At 62.5% G+C, this 17,706-nt stretch carries 13 protein-coding genes; 9 read left to right on the plus strand and 4 right to left on the minus strand.

Annotated features, from left to right (window positions below):
- Positions 1 to 83 precede the first annotated feature (83 nt).
- Positions 84 to 224 (minus strand): hypothetical protein, encoded by a 141-nt coding sequence (locus tag CJZ82_RS16605; protein WP_198949825.1) that lies wholly within the window; start codon positions 222 to 224, stop codon positions 84 to 86.
- Positions 225 to 380: 156 nt separating this feature from the next.
- On the opposite strand from CJZ82_RS16605, the gene CJZ82_RS18135 reads away from it, so the two are divergent.
- Positions 381 to 707 (plus strand): hypothetical protein, encoded by a 327-nt coding sequence (locus CJZ82_RS18135; RefSeq protein ID WP_143593742.1) that lies wholly within the window; start codon positions 381 to 383, stop codon positions 705 to 707.
- A gap of 26 nt (positions 708 to 733) precedes the next feature.
- Here CJZ82_RS18135 and CJZ82_RS16610 read toward each other — a convergent pair whose 3' ends face one another.
- Positions 734 to 2,407, minus strand: coding sequence for a ShlB/FhaC/HecB family hemolysin secretion/activation protein (locus tag CJZ82_RS16610; RefSeq protein WP_158218624.1), 1,674 nt, complete (start codon positions 2,405 to 2,407; stop codon positions 734 to 736).
- 446 nt (positions 2,408 to 2,853) lie between these two features.
- Between CJZ82_RS16610 and CJZ82_RS18140 the strand changes: the two genes are divergently transcribed.
- The 3 genes from CJZ82_RS18140 to CJZ82_RS16625 all read left to right on the plus strand — a co-directional run bounded on the left by CJZ82_RS18140 (position 2,854) and on the right by CJZ82_RS16625 (position 7,221).
- Complete coding sequence (locus CJZ82_RS18140) at positions 2,854 to 5,214, plus strand: YDG domain-containing protein (RefSeq protein WP_143593743.1); 2,361 nt, start codon at positions 2,854 to 2,856, stop codon at positions 5,212 to 5,214.
- Positions 5,215 to 5,327: 113 nt separating this feature from the next.
- Positions 5,328 to 6,479: a CHAT domain-containing protein gene (locus CJZ82_RS16620; RefSeq protein WP_158218625.1), complete on the plus strand. Its 1,152-nt coding sequence runs from the start codon at positions 5,328 to 5,330 to the stop codon at positions 6,477 to 6,479.
- A gap of 100 nt (positions 6,480 to 6,579) precedes the next feature.
- Positions 6,580 to 7,221: a hypothetical protein gene (locus tag CJZ82_RS16625; protein WP_094556865.1), complete on the plus strand. Its 642-nt coding sequence runs from the start codon at positions 6,580 to 6,582 to the stop codon at positions 7,219 to 7,221.
- On the opposite strand, the gene CJZ82_RS16630 is transcribed toward CJZ82_RS16625, so the two are convergent.
- Positions 7,178 to 9,130 carry a CHASE2 domain-containing protein gene (locus CJZ82_RS16630; RefSeq protein ID WP_094556866.1) on the minus strand — a complete coding sequence of 651 codons (1,953 nt, stop codon included), beginning with the start codon at positions 9,128 to 9,130 and terminating at the stop codon, positions 7,178 to 7,180. The genes CJZ82_RS16625 and CJZ82_RS16630 overlap by 44 nt on opposite strands.
- Positions 9,130 to 11,139: a biosynthetic arginine decarboxylase gene (gene speA / locus CJZ82_RS16635; RefSeq protein WP_094556867.1), complete on the minus strand. Its 2,010-nt coding sequence runs from the start codon at positions 11,137 to 11,139 to the stop codon at positions 9,130 to 9,132. The genes CJZ82_RS16630 and speA overlap by 1 nt, the downstream gene beginning before the upstream one ends.
- Positions 11,140 to 11,351: 212 nt before the next feature.
- On the opposite strand from speA, the gene ndk reads away from it, so the two are divergent.
- The 5 genes from ndk (at position 11,352) to CJZ82_RS16660 (ending at position 17,054) form a co-directional block, all read left to right on the plus strand.
- The gene (gene ndk, locus CJZ82_RS16640; protein WP_094556868.1) at positions 11,352 to 11,810 is read left to right on the plus strand and encodes a nucleoside-diphosphate kinase; all 459 of its coding nucleotides are present in this window, start codon (positions 11,352 to 11,354) and stop codon (positions 11,808 to 11,810) included.
- Between the two features lie 76 nt (positions 11,811 to 11,886).
- The gene (locus CJZ82_RS16645) at positions 11,887 to 12,516 is read left to right on the plus strand and encodes a FecR family protein (RefSeq protein WP_233130340.1); all 630 of its coding nucleotides are present in this window, start codon (positions 11,887 to 11,889) and stop codon (positions 12,514 to 12,516) included.
- Positions 12,513 to 14,351, plus strand: coding sequence for an adenylate/guanylate cyclase domain-containing protein (locus tag CJZ82_RS16650; protein ID WP_094556870.1), 1,839 nt, complete (start codon positions 12,513 to 12,515; stop codon positions 14,349 to 14,351). Before CJZ82_RS16645 ends, CJZ82_RS16650 begins: the two co-directional genes overlap by 4 nt.
- A 42-nt stretch (positions 14,352 to 14,393) precedes the next feature.
- Positions 14,394 to 15,149, plus strand: a complete 756-nt coding sequence (locus CJZ82_RS16655; RefSeq protein WP_143593744.1) for a FecR domain-containing protein — start codon at positions 14,394 to 14,396, stop codon at positions 15,147 to 15,149.
- Between the two features lie 15 nt (positions 15,150 to 15,164).
- Positions 15,165 to 17,054, plus strand: a complete 1,890-nt coding sequence (locus CJZ82_RS16660; RefSeq protein WP_094556871.1) for an adenylate/guanylate cyclase domain-containing protein — start codon at positions 15,165 to 15,167, stop codon at positions 17,052 to 17,054.
- Positions 17,055 to 17,706 lie beyond the last annotated feature (652 nt).

The raw sequence follows: 17,706 nt of genomic DNA on the forward strand, positions 1-17,706 counted from the left end.
GGCCTGATGGCCGTGGCGCATGACATCAACCAAATGCTCGGCTGGGTTGGTGTCAAATCCGCGCAGACGGGATGAATTGACTTTCAGTCAGCCCTGGCCTGCCTCAGCACCGGCGCCAGTTCGTCGTAATGAATGTCGAGCAGCAGTTTCATCCGCTCCCTCACCACCTTCAACTGCGGTTCGTCTCCCCACATCCCAAGCGCCTCCTCATGGGTCCAGAACATTGATCGGGGTGGCTCCCTTGGGTGGGGGCACACGGTGGCTGGTGTACTGGCTCAGTTCCTTGATCTTACCGAGGAGGATGCAAGGATTACCATGGGTTTTCAACGATCCTCAAAGCCCATGTCAGCTGGCTACTGGCCCGACCGCTGCCTGCCGTGATGCCCCATGGGATCAGACTGGAACTCTACGAAGCAGCGGGAGTCCATCCCTACGGTCTGCATCCTCAAGTCAGATCTGCACTGGCTTATCCAACCTTCATTAAAAATACTCCTCTCCAGATCATTGTGGATTCACGTTTCCCGCATCATACGGATTCTTCAGCAGTCACGTTGTTGAAGCAGCGTCTTGGCGAGGTTTTCGGCTCCATCGAGAGCAGTGCATCGGTCCACCAGCAGGAGATTGCGAATCAATTTTTTGGTGCTCACAACAAGATGAGCGCTTCGGAACTCCATCAGGTGCTTGTGAGCTGCTCACTGGAGGGCTGAGCTGTCGGTTGGGTTACAGCACGCCGTCAGAATCGATAGGTGGCTTTTCCGTAGAGCCCATCACCGAGTAACCAATCGTTCCACTCACCACCGTTGTTGTCGGTCTCGAACTGACTGACCCAGCCCAGCTCAAGAATCCAACGATCGCCCTGGATCCATCGAGCAAGCACACCGCCCGCGCCAACGGTGTCATCGAAGGTGACGGAGGGGAGGTCCGTGCGGATGGCACCGGCACCGATAAAGGGCACCAGCTGCAGGGCTTGTTGATCCTTGCGCCAGAAGGTCCAGACGACCTCCCCGGTTCCCAGCAGGCCGCTGTCGCCGCTGATCAACTGGCCGGGTAAGCCCCGCAGCCCCACATCCGAGCCGAGTGTGAACTGCATCGGTGAGGTGAGGGGATTAAGGGCGATCTGTCCACCTGCCCTGAGGTTGAGTTGCCAGCCTGGTGCGAAGCCCCAGGCTGCCGTGAGGATGGCGCCCAGGGCAGACGCTTCGCCTGGCCGAATTCCCACCTGGTCGAGTTCGCTCCTCTGTACAGCTGGTGTGGCGGCGCCGATTCCCTGGAGCAGATAGGCGTTGCCACCCAAGCCAAAGCGTTCGCCGATGCTTGTACCGGTCAACCCAAGCCGCAGATATCCCGACTGGGGAGCCCGAACGGCTTCGGGAAAGAACGTGGGATCCAGCCCCTTGCCTGCGAAGAAGGTGTTGCTTCGGTTCCAGCTTCCCCCTGCCGTGAGGCTCCAGCGCTGGCGCAGTGTTTCCTTGAACACCCATTCAAGTTGGCCCAGTCCCTGGAACTGGGTGCTTGAAAATTCGTCGGCAGGTGATGGCAACTCGATAAGATTTCGTCTGCTGTAACCGAAGGCCCCGGTCAGATTCCACTGATCCCCAAGCGGGTAGGTGTAGCTGATCGATGTGATCAGGGCGCCCAGGGAGGGGGTGTCGTCGGTATTCACCTCGCCGTAGACCAGGAAGGTGTCCCCCTCCGTAGCCAGATCTCCTTTCACCAGGGTGCCGGTCGCACGCGCCTCTCCGGACCCGTTCGACCCGTCGTTGCGCAGGGAGACTTCGCCACGCCAGGGCACGGTTCCAGGTTCGACGTTGAGGGTGAGCACTGCCTGGGAGACATCACTGCCAAGCCTGGAGAGACTGCCGCGAACGCTGGTGATCCCTGGGACACGGTTGAGCAGCCGCAGATCCCGTTCCACTCCAGGCAGGTGGAGCACCGCTCCCTTCAGGGGACTGATCAGGTGGGCCACCCTCCGGTTCAGCCTCAGGTCCTTGCCGTTGACGCGCAGTTCGACGACCCGTCCTTCCACGACGTTCAGAAAGCCAGGCGATGGAGTTGTCTGCGCGTACACCCGGGTGTTGACGTAACCATCTTTGACCAATCGGGCCGTGAGGGTGGCGGCGCAGGTTTCCAACTGCTGAGTCGGATCGGTGATACCACGGCAGGGGGCAAGGATGGTGTCCAGTTCTCTTGTTGAATATCTGGTCAGACCCAGGATCGTGGGGAAGTTGGTGGCCTGCGGTGCAGGGGGCTGGTCGTTGGGCGGAGCCGGAGTAGCGGGGATGGGGCCGGCAGGAGGAGGTTCAACCTCAATCGATGGTGCCTGACGTTCCTGCGTTGCCCCGGGGCGCTCCTGGCCAGCGTCCGGCCCGGGAAGGCGCACAGGACTGTTCTGAACCGGCGGGGCCACCAACTGGGCAAGAAGGAGATCAAGCAACGCTTTACTCTACGAATTGCGCGATATCTTCTCATGTGTGTCAAGTCGAATACCGCAAGAAGGGTAGAGAGTGAATTGCAATCGGTAGCCAATGCTGCAGATTGCAATTGTTAAGTGCATTATGTTGAATTGATGATTAGAGTCAATTAGACATGTCGCAAAGTGGTAAAAGTGAATAAAATTAATGCCACCTTATTTTCTCGCCCACGCACTCCATTTTCATTGTGAATTGTAGTAAGTTGACCATATTATTCCAGGCCTCCACGTGCGCCAAGCAGTTCTCATTAGGCGCCCTACTGCGAGCTGTGGCAGTGCCCTTCTGCGCAGTCGTCCTAGCAGCTGCCCCAGTAGAGGCAGGGGAAGTTAGAGGGATTGGTAGTGCTGATGGCGCTAGTAGCTTAGGTACTTTGGTCAACAACTTGAACGGGGACGAAGGTGGCTGTTCGTCGGGAGTCTGTAATGTCACCGAAGGAAGGGGTGTAGGCGACAATCTCTTTCATCGCTTTTCCAAGTTTGACACGAGGGGGGGCATTGAACGAGTAAATATTGACAATACTGTATTTATATCTCCTGATTTCTCTGTCTATAAAAATGTTATCTTGGGCGTGATCGATCCTTTGGGAAGTTTCATTGACAAGCCTATAGAGCTTCGCAGTCCTGGTAATCTCTTTTGGCTGTCTCCTGGGGGCATATCAATTAGCGGTTCGGGAGGTTTTCAGAACGTCCAGAATCTGAATCTCAGCACCGCTACTGGCCTGCAGTTTTCGGGAGGTAATGTAAATATTTTTGATGTTGTTAAAACAACCTCTGACCAAATCGTTGACGATAGTAATGCATTTTATGGATCCCCTGTCTTCCGAGGGTTTACAACCGATCCTAATACTCTAACAAGCCCCCCCCTTGGGCTATCGGTGAATGGGAGCTTGAGTATTGTAAATGGGGACTTGAATATTAGCAGTGGCCTTCTAACAGTCTCTAACGAACTTTTGCTTGACGCGCAGGGGGGTAATGTGTTGCTCCGATCTTCAGCCGTTAAAGCGGATGGCATCCTTGTGCAAACAGACAGTAGCATCATTGTGGATCGAGGTACTGTGCTGCAGTCTGTTGAATCCCCTCTGCTATTCTTTGCAGGCCGATCAATCAGTATTGATACAGAGATTTTCGCGAAATCTATGTTTATCGAGACTGGCGGTCTTGAACTTGGCCCTTTAGCTTCCTTGACCGCGACAGAGATAAGCCGACCTGGCCTTGAAGGCTTCACTACAACCATTGATATTCTTACGGATGCATTTGTCAATCGAGCAGGCTCCGATGCGTTGAATGTCCAACCGGGTAGTCGGTGGCTGATCGAATCAATTGAGCCTCGCAACTCTGAGCTTGGGGGCCTCCCGTTTGACTTTAAGGAATATGGCGTCTGCTTCAATGAATGCCCCGTTTCTTACCCGGGAAATGGATTGGTCTACGAAGTTGTTCCCGAGTTAAACCCTGTTCTCGGAGAAGTCCGCAAGGTCTATGATGGAACTGCGAATGCTCTAATATCCACTCTAGGATTTTTGGGCGCCCCTGGCGACTTGATCGATGGGGACTTCGTGGGTTCGGCTGATATCAACAATGCCTTTTACCTGACAGCCGGCACCGGACTCAGTATCCCGGATGTTGGCACGGGAAAGCGTGTGCAGCTGTTCGCCAGTAATCTGCAGATCCTCGCGCCAGTCTCTCCAGGGCGAACGGCTCCGGTCTATGGCTATGTGATTCCGTCGGCTACTACACCTTACGTGGGCGACAGAGGTGTCATCACCCCGAAGCCGTTGTCGGTTATCGGTACCAACGTGGAGAGCAAAATCTATGATGGAACCACGGCCGCTGTGCTCCGGGGGGGGCGACTGCAGGGTGTCGTGGGCAGTCAGGATGTGGGTCTAATCGAAGCCGGTTCGTTCATCACCAAGAATGTGTCATCATCGCCAATCCCTGTGGTGAGTAGCAGTCGGCTTACGGGCACAGCCAATCTCAGCAATTACTTCCTACTTCAGCCTAGTGGTCTGAGCGGATTCATCAATGCGCGGCAGCTTACCGGTACGATCACGGTCCGCAACAAGGACTTCGACGGGACTGCGGATGCCACCATTGCCAGCCGTAGTCTGAATCTCGACCGTGTGGTTGCCGGAGATGAGGTCAACTATATTGGAGGAATTGCTAGATTTAACAATTCCGACCCGGGCACAAACAAGTTGGTGACCGCCAGCGGTCTCGGGCTCAGCGGCAGGGATGCAGGAAATTACCTGGTTAACGACAATGCGGAGACCTTGGCCAGCATCAGGCCCTCCCAGCCAAAGAAGGAACTGGAGAGAACTTTGGTGGACATTGCTCCGATATCTCCCCAAGACCCCCTGGTTCGAGCCTCCTCACGTCGCAACGACGTGGCGGTCCTCCCGAAGAGCTCATCGGATCCCGACAATACGCTCACACCCAGCATCGTGATCACCGACACCAGATCCTCTGTATCCCCCCCCTTCGAAGGCCCGGACCTAGTGGATGGTCCTGATCTGGCCCTGAATATTTCGGACTTGTCCTTCATCACCCTAAGCCTCCAGCAGGCCACTGCCAGTTTTGTTGAGGGAGAAACGGCGGCTCAGCAAGATACGGCGAACAAGCTGGGCCTCGAGGATGAAACCATCGATCCCGATGGCACCCGTGTTGAGAATGTCCAGGCGATGCTGCGCAAGATGATGTGCGCCACACGCCGCGATCAGACATCCCCTGCCTGCCGGGAAAAGTCATGAGCTTCGCACGCACCAGCTTGTCGCTTCTTTCCATGTCGCTCCTGGCGCTCCCATTTGGGGTTGTCACTGTCGCGCCATCCCAGGCCGCTTCGTCGGCTCCAGCCCCCGCACCTGTGGGCGGATTCGAGCGATCGACCTACACCCCAGCCGTGCTGAGGGTCAGCTTCACTGGGGCCCCTGCCGCACAGGCGGCCAGCCCTGATACCACTCGTCAGGGCTTCCTCGACATCACTCTGATCCCTCCCCAGGGAGAGATCGTTGGCAAGCGTGTGCAGATCTCCAGGACTGCTGTTGCCTCTCTTCTGCAGGTGCTCTATCGCCAGTTGGCTCGCCAGGAGTCGCTGGAGGTGACTAACCCACGCTCGGCATCACGACAGCTGTACGACCTGCTGATCAGACCAGTTGAGGCTGACCTGAGAGCACGAGGTATCACCACCATCCTGATCTCCGCAGACGCCGGTCTTCAGGGGGTTCCTTATGCGGCGCTTCACGACGGGTCGACCTACTTCGGAATCCGCTACGCCTTATCCCTGACACCATCGATCGGATTGCTCCCACGAGTCGATCCCTCCGTCATGAAACCAAAGCGGATGCTGGCGCTGGGGGCCTCTGAGTTCAGCAATCTGGCCCCTTTGCCCCTGGTCCCTCAGGAGCTCAATCAGGTCACCAGCGGCAGCACAGCCGAAAAGTACCTCAATCGCTCCTTCACCCCTCAGGTGCTGCTCGAACGAGCTGGAGCTCCCGAGGTCACCATGGTGCATTTGGCGACCCACGCTGAGTTTCTGCCAGGTGGTGTGAGTCAGTCGAAGCTGTATTCCGGTACCGAGCCGATGAGCCTGGAGAGGTTCTCCTCCCTACGTCAGCGACGTCAGGGTTCACCACTCAAGCTCTTCAGCCTGAGTGCTTGCAGGACGGCTCTCGGTGACCCGAGCAGTGAGCTGGGATTCGCTGGTCTTGCCCTGCAGGCGGGTGCGGAGAGCGCTCTGGGAACCCTCTGGTACGTCGATGATGTGGCGACATCTGCTTTCTTCATTCAGCTCTACCGGTTCCTCGATGCAGGCCTACCGAAGTCGGAGGCCTTGCAGGCCACTCGGTCTGCTTTCATGAATGGCCAGGTCAGGTTGATCGACAATCAACTGATTGGTGTGGATGGAAATCCCTTGCTTTCCAACCTTGGCGTTGCGGCTCAGCAAGACTGGCTCCAACGTGGGCTTCAGCATCCCTATTACTGGGCAGGAATTCAGCTGCTTGGCACACCGTGGTAACGACGTTGATTGCTGGCCCAGGAGAAGTTCTGGTTTCTTAAGATGTCGTCCAAACACAGGACTTCAGCTTCATCATGGAGGAAATCAGTGATGTGAGGTCTTGAAAAGCTTATTCCTGTCGGCAGCGCTGGCACTGGCCTTCCAGTGTTCGTTCGCCCATGCCCAGACCGATCTGAATCTGCGGAACTCCTTCCCAGGGCGACGGGTGGGTGGGGCAACCCGGGGTGAATGCAGTGCTCGTTTCCTGGCCCATCTCGTTCCTGCCAGCAGCGTCTTCGCGCCTGCTTCCAGTGGCGTGCTCGGTCTGCTCATGGGGCCTTCCGCTTCGCCAAGATCCGTACTCCTTGAGTTCCGTCCCCATCACGAAGGCGACACCGCCTCCACACCGGTCAAGCAATCCTTGCCGGCCTCCGATGCAGCCGTGATGCTCTTCATGCGTCCGCCCTCCAAGGTGCCGACTGTCTGGGAGTCGTCTTATGACTGCGGGACCGTCAGCGGCGGCACGGCCACCTCAGTGGCTCCCGACGAGCTTTATATCCCTGCCGAAGCAGGCGCCCCACCAGCCGTCAGTCTCCTGATCACTGACGGCGTTCAGGATGATCGACGAGTTCAGGATCTTCTCACCCGCTTCCGACAGTCTTGCGGAGGCCAGATCTCCACCCAGGACGTGTTGGTGGCCTTCGACTTGAAGAAGCAGCTCAGTCAGGTTTGGCCTGAACGCCTTCCGGTGCGCTGTTTTTGAGTTCACCGATCAGTTCCCAGGTTTCCAGTGGTTCGGCCCTGCCTCGGATCGTGACCCGGCCCCATTCTTTCCAGGCCAATGGCCAGGTTTCAGGGAGCCATGCGCGGGTTGCGGCAGAAACCAGCACACGGCAGACATTCTCGTGAACCTCCTTGTCCAGGCTCTCCAGTCTGGAGGCGCAGTTCACGGTGTCGCCGATGATGGCGTACTCCAGTCGCTCGCTGCTGCCCATCGAACCGGCCAGGACGTACCCCGAATGGACGCCGAGGCGTAGTCGCATGGCTGGCTCACCCTCACGAGCCAGGTTCTCGTTCAGGAGTTCCAGGCCGGATTGAATCTCCAGAACAGCTTGGATGGCCGCGATCGCGTCGATCTCCGGTCCATCGCCCAGCGGGGCGCCGAACACAGCAAAGAATCCGTCGCCCGTGAATTTGTTCACCATCCCGGAGTGACGCGTGATCGCGGGAACGCAACAGGCCATCCCCCTGTTGAACCAGGAGAGCAGATCCGCCGGAGATTTGGTTTCAGCGATGGTCGTGAAATGCTGGGTGTCGGCGAAGATCACCGTGACATAAAGCTGTCGCCCTTCGAAACGGCCATTCGACAGTAGTTCGGTACGGTGCTCCCACAATTGTTTGGCAATGGCCGGCGAGGTGGACTGGCCGAGTAGTCGCTCCATCTGAACCCTGTTCTGCTGACTCACCACTCCCCGGCGTAACCAGGCGCTGCCAGCCATCAGCACCAATCCTGTGAGCGGTAGTGTGATCCCGATCCATATCCCCTGAACCTGTAGGAGCACCCCAAGTGCACCAAACAGCAACGCGAGAATCGAGACGCAGATGATGCTGCGTCGCAGTGCGACGAAGGCCTCACCCACCAGGATTCCGATCAGGATGGCGACTACATCGATCACCGATCGCTGCCAGCCGGTTGCAGTCAGAATTAGAAGTTGGGGATTGCCTCGCTGCTGGTTCAAGAGGGCGGCCGTGCGGAGTGCATTGATCTCTGCGCCGGGCATCAATAGGGGGGTATCCCCTGAAGTGAAGCGGGTGTGCGGAATCTCAAAGAGATCCCGAAGACTCGGGGCAACACTGCCGATGATCACGATGTGACTATCAATTTTGCTGGTAGGCACGTGACCATGGAGGGCGTCGGCAAGGCTATAGGTCGCAAAGGTGCCTGGTTGGCGAAATGGAAGCATCTGCTGGTATCCGGACGCATCGAGATCCTCGTAACCCCCCGACCGTTTTTCCAGCCAGGGCCCTGGATCCTTCCCAGTATTCAGTCTTCGGCGCAGGCTGTCATCGCCTGTGCCCACCTCCACTAGTCGTAGCGGGAAAGAAACTGTTTTCTCATCCTGATTGCCCACGTGGATGAGATCGCGGCGGATAACACCGTCAATGTCAAGAATCAGATCGTTGAAGGCCATGCGGCTGGGTGGCGTGCCGGGGATCGCCCCAATTCCTTCGGCTTGGTTGAAGATCGAAATCAGCCTGGAATTCCTCCGGAACCGATCCGTCAGGCAGCGGCGCTCAGGTCCGACTCCCTGATCCCGATAGAGATCCAGCCCCACCGCACTCGCTCCGCTGGCCAGCAGCCCATCGATGGTGCGGCAGAGCAGTCGATCATCGATGGGCCAGCCATAGGCGGCCAGATCCGATTCGCTGATCCCGATCAGGGTGATCGGCTCATTCCGGGCGGAGGGAAGCGGCTGTCTGGTCGTGATGAGGTCGTAGAGCAAAAGATCTAGCGATTCGGCAATCCGACTCCGCTGAATGCCGAACAGCAGCAGGGCGGCGACTCCATAGGGAGTCAGCCGGCCGGCGAGCCTTTGGAGATTCCTCCCGGAGTTTTCCGAGCGAGCCAGGAGTCTGGACCAGGCCAGCCGTCTCTGCCAGCGTGGTGCCATCAGCCCATCGTTGACGGGGAGAGGCCAGGTCCCGGAGCGTCTCCAGGCTGGCAGTCGAGATAGGTGCTCTGGCGCAGGCTTCCTTGAAGGTGGGCCATCAGCCGCCGGGCGTCGCTCAGGGGCAGGTCGCCCCGCCCGATCGCCGCTTCGCTGGCCACCCGCAGGCGCTCAAGCAGCAGTGCCGGATCGTGTTCCATCGCCTCCAGCACCTCGGCATTGGTGTTGCCCCTCACCACATGGTCGACCCGGTAGCGGCCGTTGGCACCCAGACGGATGTGGACCGCATTGGTGCTGCCGAACAGATTGTGCAGGTTTCCCATTACCTCTTGGTAGGCGCCACCGAGAAACAGGCCGATCCAGTAGGGCTCACCCGAGCGCAGCTCATGCAGTTCCAGCAGTGGCTTGGCCTGGCCGGGGCCGATGAAGCGGGCCAGCTTGCCATCGGAGTCGCAGGTGAGGTCGGCGAAGCTGCCCAGGCGGCTGGGGCGCTCATCGAGCCGGTGGATGGGCATCACCGGGAAGAGCTGATCGATCGCCCAGGTGTCAGGAGCGGAGCGGAAGATCGAGAGGTTCGCGTAGTAGGTGCCCGCCAGGGCAGCCTGGAGCGCCTTCAGGTCGTCGGGGATGGGGGTGGTCGCGCTCCGGTTCTCCAGCTGGGCGGCGATCGCCTGGCAGCAGGCCCAGTAAAGCTGCTCGGCCGCTCCCCGTTCGGTGAGGCTGAGGTAGCCCAGCCGGAAGGCGGAGAGAGCGTCCTGCTTGAACTTGATGGCGTCGTTCCAGCCCTCCTGCAGGTGGTCGATGTGACCAGGGGCGTCGAGGACGGTGGCCTGGATCGAGGCCAGGGTGTCGCGCAGGTTGCGCACGATCAGCGGTTCCTCCCCCTGCGGCGCCGGCTCCTCACCCTGAACGCCCCCGGTGCCGAGCACATCGAAGATGAGCACGCTGAAGTGGCTGGAGATGGCACGGCCGCTCTCGCTCACCAGGGTGGGCAGCGGCACTGAGCGGGGTTCGCAGCACTCCCGCACCGTCGCCACCACGTCGTTGGCGTAGTTCTGCAGGGAGTAGTTGGTGGAGGCGGCGGTGGCGGTGCGGCTGCCGTCGTAGTCGATGCCGAGGCCGCCGCCCACATCGAGATAGCCCATTGGCGCCCCGAGCTCGGCCAGCTGCACGTAGATCTGGCCCGCCTCCTGCAGGGCGTCCTTGAGCACGGCGATGTCGTTGATCTGGCTGCCCACATGGAAGTGGAGCAGGCGCAGCTCGCTGAGCAGATCAGCCTGGCGCAGGGCCTCCACCGTGGCGAGCAGATCCGGCACTGAAAGGCCGAACTTTGCGCGCTCGCCTACCGAGCTGCCCCAGCGGCCGGTGCTGCGGCTGGCCAGCTTGGCGCGTACGCCGATCAGAGGAGCGGCCCCCAGATCCCGGCTGGCACGGATGATCCTCTCCACCTCATCGGGCTGCTCAATCACCACCACCGGCTGGCGGCCCAGCCGTCGGGCCAGGATTGCCGTCTCGATGTATCGCTGGTCCTTGTACCCGTTACAGATCAGCAGGGCCTCGGGGTCCTCCACCAGGGAGAGCGCGATCAGCAGCTCCGCCTTGCTGCCGGCCTCCAGGCCGAAATGCCACTGGCGGCCGCTCTCCACCAGCTGCTCGACCACGTGGCGCTGCTGGTTGCACTTCACCGGGAACACCCCCTGATAACGGCCGGTGTAGCCGTACTGGGCGATCGCCCGCTCGAAGGCGGCATGGAGCCGCTCGAGCCGGTCTTCGAGGATGTCGTCGAAGCGGATCAGCAGCGGCAGACTGAGGTCGCGCCCCTGGAGGCCCTGCACCAGATCCACCAGATCCAGGCAGCCACCCCGCTCTCCCCGGGGCTGCACCATCACGTGGCCCCGGGTATTGACTGAAAAGTAAGGGTCTCCCCAGCCGTCGAGGCCGTAGAGCCGGCTGCTGTCGGCCACGCTCCAGGCTTGGTCCACAGGAGCGATGGCGACAGTATCGGCAGGCATGCGCGCGGGGGAGGGAGTGATTCAACCCTCCCGGTAACTTTAGTCAGGCTCACCAGGCGTTCAGAGCCCCAGCGCCCGGCCCTGCTCGGGGTTGAGTTCTGGCGGGGGGTCCAGACAGATCCTGATCGTATGGCGCAGGGAACACAGTGGGTTGGCTTGCCAAGCGGCAGGCCCAGCGCAGACGATGGCTCGATCATCCGTTTTCCCTTGCCATGGCCACCGAACGCACCTTCCTCGCCATCAAGCCCGATGGGGTGCAGAGGGGGCTGGTGGGGGAGATCCTGGGCCGCTTCGAGCGCAAGGGGTTCAAGCTGGTGGGCCTCAAGCAGCTGGTGCCCAGTCGTGAGCTGGCCGAGAGCCACTACGGCGTGCACCGCGAGCGCCCCTTCTTCGCCGGCCTGGTGGAGTTCATCACCAGTGGCCCGGTGGTGGCGATGGTGTGGGAGGGCGAGGGGGTGATCGCCAGCGCCCGCAAGCTGATCGGTGCCACCAAGCCACTGGAGGCCGAGCCCGGCACGATCCGGGGCGATCTGGCGGTGAACATCGGCCGCAATGTGATCCACGGCTCTGACGCTCCCGAAACCGCCGTCTTCGAGATCGGTCTCTGGTTCCAGCCCTCCGAGCTGAGCGACTGGACCCCCGCCGATCAGGTGTGGCGCTGCGAAGATTGAGGGGGCAGGCTGGGAGCATCTGCGCTCTGGTGCCATAGCCAGCCTCAACCCTCTGCTCCCACTGGCCTTCACTGGCGTGGTCCTGCTCGCTGGGGTCCTGCCGGCCCAGACCAGCGGGGCTGTCTCTTCCAGGCCGAAGGTGGTGGAGGTGCCCTCCAGGCCGGCCTACGTCATCCCGCCTCGGGAGAAGGAGTCCGACGCCCGCACCGGCCAGAGCCTGGTGCCCTCCACGGTGTTGCGCACCCGCAAGCCCGGGAGGATTCAGGTGGCGTTCCCCGATGGCCGTCGATTCCGGTTGGGGGGCGATTCTCTCGCCTTGATCGGCCGCCGCGACGTGGAACTCAGACGCGGCCAGATCATCGGTTGGTTGCTGCCCGGCCGCACTGGAGGGGCGCCCCTGCGGATCAGGACACGGGTCGGTACCGCCTCAATCTCAGGCACCACGGTGTTCCTTGAAGCCAGCCCAGAGCGGCTGCGGATTTTCAGCTGGGAAGGGTCGGTTCAGGTGGAAGCCGTTGACGGTCAGCGCTTCACCCTCAGCAGCGGTGAGGAGGTGATTCATGAGAGGGGCGCCTGGAGTGGGCCGCGGCAGTTAAGCCGGGCCGAGGCAAACCAGCGACGCCGTGCCAGCACCTTGCTCCAAGGTTTCAACTCACCGATGGAAACCCTGCCGGCCTTGGAGCGGGAGCTGGATCGCCTTCCGTGAAGCGTGCCCGTGTCTGGTGGCTGGCGCTGGTCCTGCCCCTGGTCGTGGCGCTCCCTGCCTGCCGCGACACCCCACAGGGGGCGGCTCTGGCCCGATTCGAGCGCCTGGCCCGTGGCACGTTCTTTCGCTGGCGGGGTCCCCGGCCAGCGCCGCGGGATCCCCTGATCCTGGCGATCGACTCCGAGTCCCTGCGCCTGGCGGATCTGCTGGGGTCCGATGAACGCCAGGCCTCTCCGCTTTGGCGACGGATGGCCCCCTGGCCCTGGCCCCGCGCGCTCCAGGCGGAGCTGGCCGCCACCGCCCTGCGGGGTGGCGCCAGACGGGTGCTGGTCAATATCGAGTACAGCCAGCCCAGCCGCTACGGCCCGGCCGATGATGCGACTGCTCTGGCGCTGCTGACCCCCTGGAGGGAGCGGGTCCATCTCGCCACCGGTTACACCCTGGAGCAGGGGCAGGGTTTGGAGCAGACCAAACTGCGACGTCCAGTGCTGGACCTGGGTTCACCCGGCCTCACTACCCTGTTGTACGCGGACGATGGGGTGGCGGAAGCGGTTCCGGGTCGGCTCTGGTGGCGTGAGCAGCTTGCGGGATTTGCGCCCCCCAAGCCGCTGCCCATGGCCTTTCTGGTGCGGCCGGATGCCCTGGATGAGGAACCGCTTGGCCTCAACTACCGCGGCCCGGCGGGCACCCTGCCAGCGCTGCCGGCCTGGCGGATTCAGCAGGCCCCGGCGGGGATCTGGACGGGACGCACGGTGGTGATCGGCGCCACGGCGGCGGAGCTGGGGGATCAGCAGGAAACGCCCTATGGGCCCATGAGTGGCAGCGAAGTGCTGGCCACGGCCGTGGGCAATGTGCTGGAGGGCGATGGGCTGCGTTCGCTTCCATGGGCGGCCGAAGGTTTGCTGCTGCTGCTCTGGGGTGCTGGCGCTGTGGTGCTCCTGGGACGGCCGGCGGCGGCCCTGGGCACGGCAGCCACAGCCGTCGCGCTGATGGCCACGGGCCTTGGCCTGGCCTATGGGCTCTGGCTGTGGGCCCAGCTCAACCTGCCACTGGGTGCCCTGCTGCTGGCCCCCCTGCTTGGTGGCGGCCTGCGCGTGGCTGGCCAGGCCCGTCAGGAGCTCCATGAGCGGGCCTACCTCCACCAGGTGCTGGCTCGCCGGATCTCCCCGACCCTGCTCAACGACATCCTGCGCAACCCCGCACCGATCTGGAACCAGGCCGGGGGCCAGCGGTGCCGCTGCGTGCTGCTGTTCAGTGATCTGGTCGACTTCACTCCCCTGAGTGCGGCTCTGGAGCCGGCGGAGTTGTTCGCCCTGCTCAACCGTTACTTCGAGGTCATGGCGGAGGCGGTGCTGGCGGAGCAGGGCTTGCTTGACAAGTTCATCGGCGATGCGGTGATGGCGGAGTTCGGTGTGCCACGCAGCCGTGGCGATCAGATCGAGGCCAGGGCAGCAGTACGCGCCGCCCTGGCGATGCACCGTGGTCTGAGTGACCTCAATCAGCAGCTGGCCTTGGACAATCGCCCCCCCCTGCGCCACGGCATCGGCCTGCACGTGGGTGAGGTGATCGCCGGTAATCTCGGCTCCAGCCAGCGGCTGGAGTACACCGTGGTGGGCGCCAGCGTGAACGTGGCCAGCCGCCTGGAGGGCCTCACCCGCCACTATCCCCAGCATCCGATCCTGATCAGCGCCGAGCTGCTGGCCCTGCTGCCCGGGGAGCTGGAGGTGGAGCCCCTGGGAGCCCACCAACTCAAGGGCTGGCCTGAGCCGCTCGAGGTGCTGGCCCTGCTGGGACTGCGTGGTCCAGCGCCAAGGGAGCCAGCAGAATGCCCATGACTGAGTCCCGCTCTGCCTGATCGTCCCTCTGCGGAATCGCCCATGTCGCCGTCGTCTGCTTCCGTTGGTGTCGGAATTCCCTGGAGGCAACCGCTGCTGCGGCTGTTGGCTTTCGCCAGCCTGGTGGTGCCGTTGCTGCCCACGCCGTTGCTGGCCGCCGAAGCGGCCACGGTGCGGGAGATCCTCGATGGCAAGGAGCTGTTCATCGACACCCGTCAGGCCAAGGTGAACGACAAGGCGTTCACACCCCAGCAGGTCAGCACCCAGAACAGTCGCGGCCAGCTGGCCTTCCCCTCCGGTGCCGCTGGCCGCCTCAACCGTTTTTCCCTGCTGCGCCTGGGCCAGGACTGCTTCCTGCTCAGCAAGGGTCAGGTGCTGGTCTCCGGCAAGCAGGCCGGCTGCACCCGCTCCTCGCGCCTGAGCGTGCGGGGCACCAACTACCTGCTTTCGGTTGATGAGAGCGGCGGCTCCGAGCTTTCGGTGCTGGAGGGCTCGGTGGAGGTGGAGCCTCTCAGTGACGGGGAGCCGGCCCCTGGCGGCTCAACCACTGTGAATGCCGGCGAGAAAGTGCAGCTTTCCCCGGCCGGTGTGGTGCTCACCCTGCTCAAGCTCAGCAGCGGCGACTACAGCACCATCCTGGGCGGCCCCCTGTTCGAGGGCTTCACCACTCCCTTGCCGGCCTTCGGATCGTTGGAGAGCTACCTGCGCTCCAACCTGCCCTCGGTGACGATTCCATCATTGCCGTCGGCGCCGTCGGCTCCTTCGATTCCCTTCTTCGGTATTCCGCGTTTCTTCTGATAGGGGATCCCCGCCATGACCCGGACCCGCAGCCTGGCTGCCGCTTCCCTCGGGGTAGCCGTGCTGGCGGGGGTGATCAGCGGCTGGCCACTCGGCCGCTGGCGTGACTGGGAGCGGGGTCTGGAAGACCAGATGCTAGTGCTGCGTGGCCAGCGCCGGCCGCCGGCTCATGTACTGGTGGTGCCGATCGACGATGCCACCCTTCAGCAGGGCGACTGGTACCAGAGTCAGCCGCAGGAACGCCCGCCCGCCTGGGCGGTGGGCACGGGCACCCTGCCCTGGCCCCGGGCGGCCTACGGCCTGCTGGCCTCCCGCCTGATCGAGGCCGGAGCCAGTGTTGTGGCCGTCAATGTGGTCTTCGCTGGCCCCAGCGGCCGGGGTCCCGCCGACGACCGGGACCTGACGGCGCAACTGCGCCGCTATCCCGGCCGCGTGGCCCTGGCGGCCGAAATGCTGGAGCCCGAGGATGCGCGTACGGGGTCCTCCGGCCTGACCCTGATCCGTCCGGAGGCGGTTCTGGAGGCCCTGGGCGGGCCGGAGCGCCTCGGGCTCGGCAACACCCTGCCGGCTGAACCCGGTGAGCCGCCGCGTCACCCCGAGGCCTATGGCCGCCGTCTGCTGCCGGCCAATGGGGTGGAGCCCTTCCCCTCGCTCTCGGCCACCACCCTGCGCCTGGCGGGGCGCAGCAGCCGCCAGCACGACGCCGTCATGGCTCTCAACGTCTACGGGCCGGAGGGCACCTTTCCGCGCATCCCGGCCTGGGAGGTGCTGGACCCCGGCCGTTGGCGGGGCCATCCCCTGCGCCCCGCCGTCCGCGGCTCCGTGGTGCTGATCGGGCCTGTGGTGTCCCAGGGCGAGGCCGGCAACCCTACGCCGTTCGGCCGTCTCTCAGGCCTGGAAATCCTGGCCACCGCCACCGCCAACTCTCTGGGGGGTGATGGGTTGGCCCCCTGGCCCACCGCTGCGCTGTGGCGGGCTCTGCTGGCCATGCTCCCACTGCTGCTGGTGAGCGCGGTGGCCCTGCGGGGCCAACGCCTGAGCTGGCGACTCGGCTGGGTGGGCGTGGGCCTGCTGGCCCTGGTCCTGGCGGGCTGGTTCACCTTCTTGCACGGCCATCGCTGGCTGCCCCTGCTGGGGCCCGCCGGAGGTCTGGTGCTGCTGGGCCTGCTCTATGGCGGTGAGGCCTATCAGCGGGAGGAGTCGGAGCGGCGCCGGCTGCGGCGCACCTTCGAGCGCTATGTGGCTCCCAGCGTGGTGGCGGAGATCCTGGCCGATCCGGCGGCGGCGGAGGGCATGCTGCGCGGGCGCCTCAGGCCGGTGACGGTGCTGTTCTCCGACCTGGTCGGGTTCACCCAGCTCACCCAGAAGCGCGGCAAGGAGGGGCACACCGAACTGCATGTGCGCCAGCTCAACCGCTATCTCGGCGCCATGGTGGCGGTGATCACCGACCACGGCGGCACGATCGACAAGTTCATCGGCGATGCGGTGATGGCGGTGTTCGGCTCGCCCCTGGGACGGGGTGAGCGGCAGGAGGCCCTGGCCGCCCTGCACTGCGCTCGGGCCATGCATGTTGCCCTCGAAGAGCTCAACGTGGCCTGGCGGGCCGAAGGGATCGAGCCACTCAAAAGCGGCATCGGCCTGGCCAGTGGCCCAGCGATGGTGGGGCAGATCGGCAGTCCCCAGCGCCTGGAGTTCACCGTGATCGGCGACACAGTCAATCTCGCCAGTCGGCTGGAGGGCCAGACGCGCCCGCTGCAGGTGCCGGTGGTCTTCGATGCGGCCACCGCCGAGCTGGTCAGGGGGGAGTTGCCCGTGCGCCCGCTCGGCCCGGTGCCGGTGAAGGGGATGGGAGAGATTCCTGTTTACACCTTGGGCAACGAGGAGCCCCCCCCCGCTGAGGTCTAAGCCTCCTCCAGGCGTGGAGCCCAGCGGCAAAGCACCTCCGGCTGCCAGTCCTGGTAAGTCTTATGGCTTTGCAGATACTCCAGCAACATGACTGTCCTGAACGCAAACAGATTCCCCTGTCATGCAGGAGCAGAAACCAGTTTTGGCAGGCATCCGGCAAAATAGTTAGCACTTGTTGATGCAAGGTGTCAGTCGTCCCGCTTGTAGGCGGACAGCAGCTGCCTGAATAGCCAACTCAAACCAGGCACAAGCCACGAGATTTACACCTCTCCAAGGGAACCGGACCGTTTCACATCCGAGGCAGGCAATGCCTCCAAATCACCTTGACAGGTCGATACTGGCCTCCCGTGCGCTGGAGTACACCTGCTCTAAGCCCTGTTTTCAAACTGCGTCGATGTACCAGCGCGAACTATTCGAGGAGTGGAGGCAAGATTTGGCCCTGGTCGGCCGGCTGTCCGGTCTGCCATTGCCCCTGCCGGCGAAAGAGCCCTGAGCCGACGCCTTTGTTCGCTCACCCAGACCGATAATCACGGCATGGGTCATCACAGTCGATATAGGGCACCTCGAAAAATAAGATTGACTTGCCAGAATGCTGCCATGCAGATACAATAGATGCGTTGAAAATACCAAATCAATGGGGCAGCGTGGCTTT

Origin of the sequence: Synechococcus sp. 1G10 (assembly GCF_002252625.1) — a bacterium.
Lineage (GTDB): Bacteria > Cyanobacteriota > Cyanobacteriia > PCC-6307 > Cyanobiaceae > Regnicoccus_A.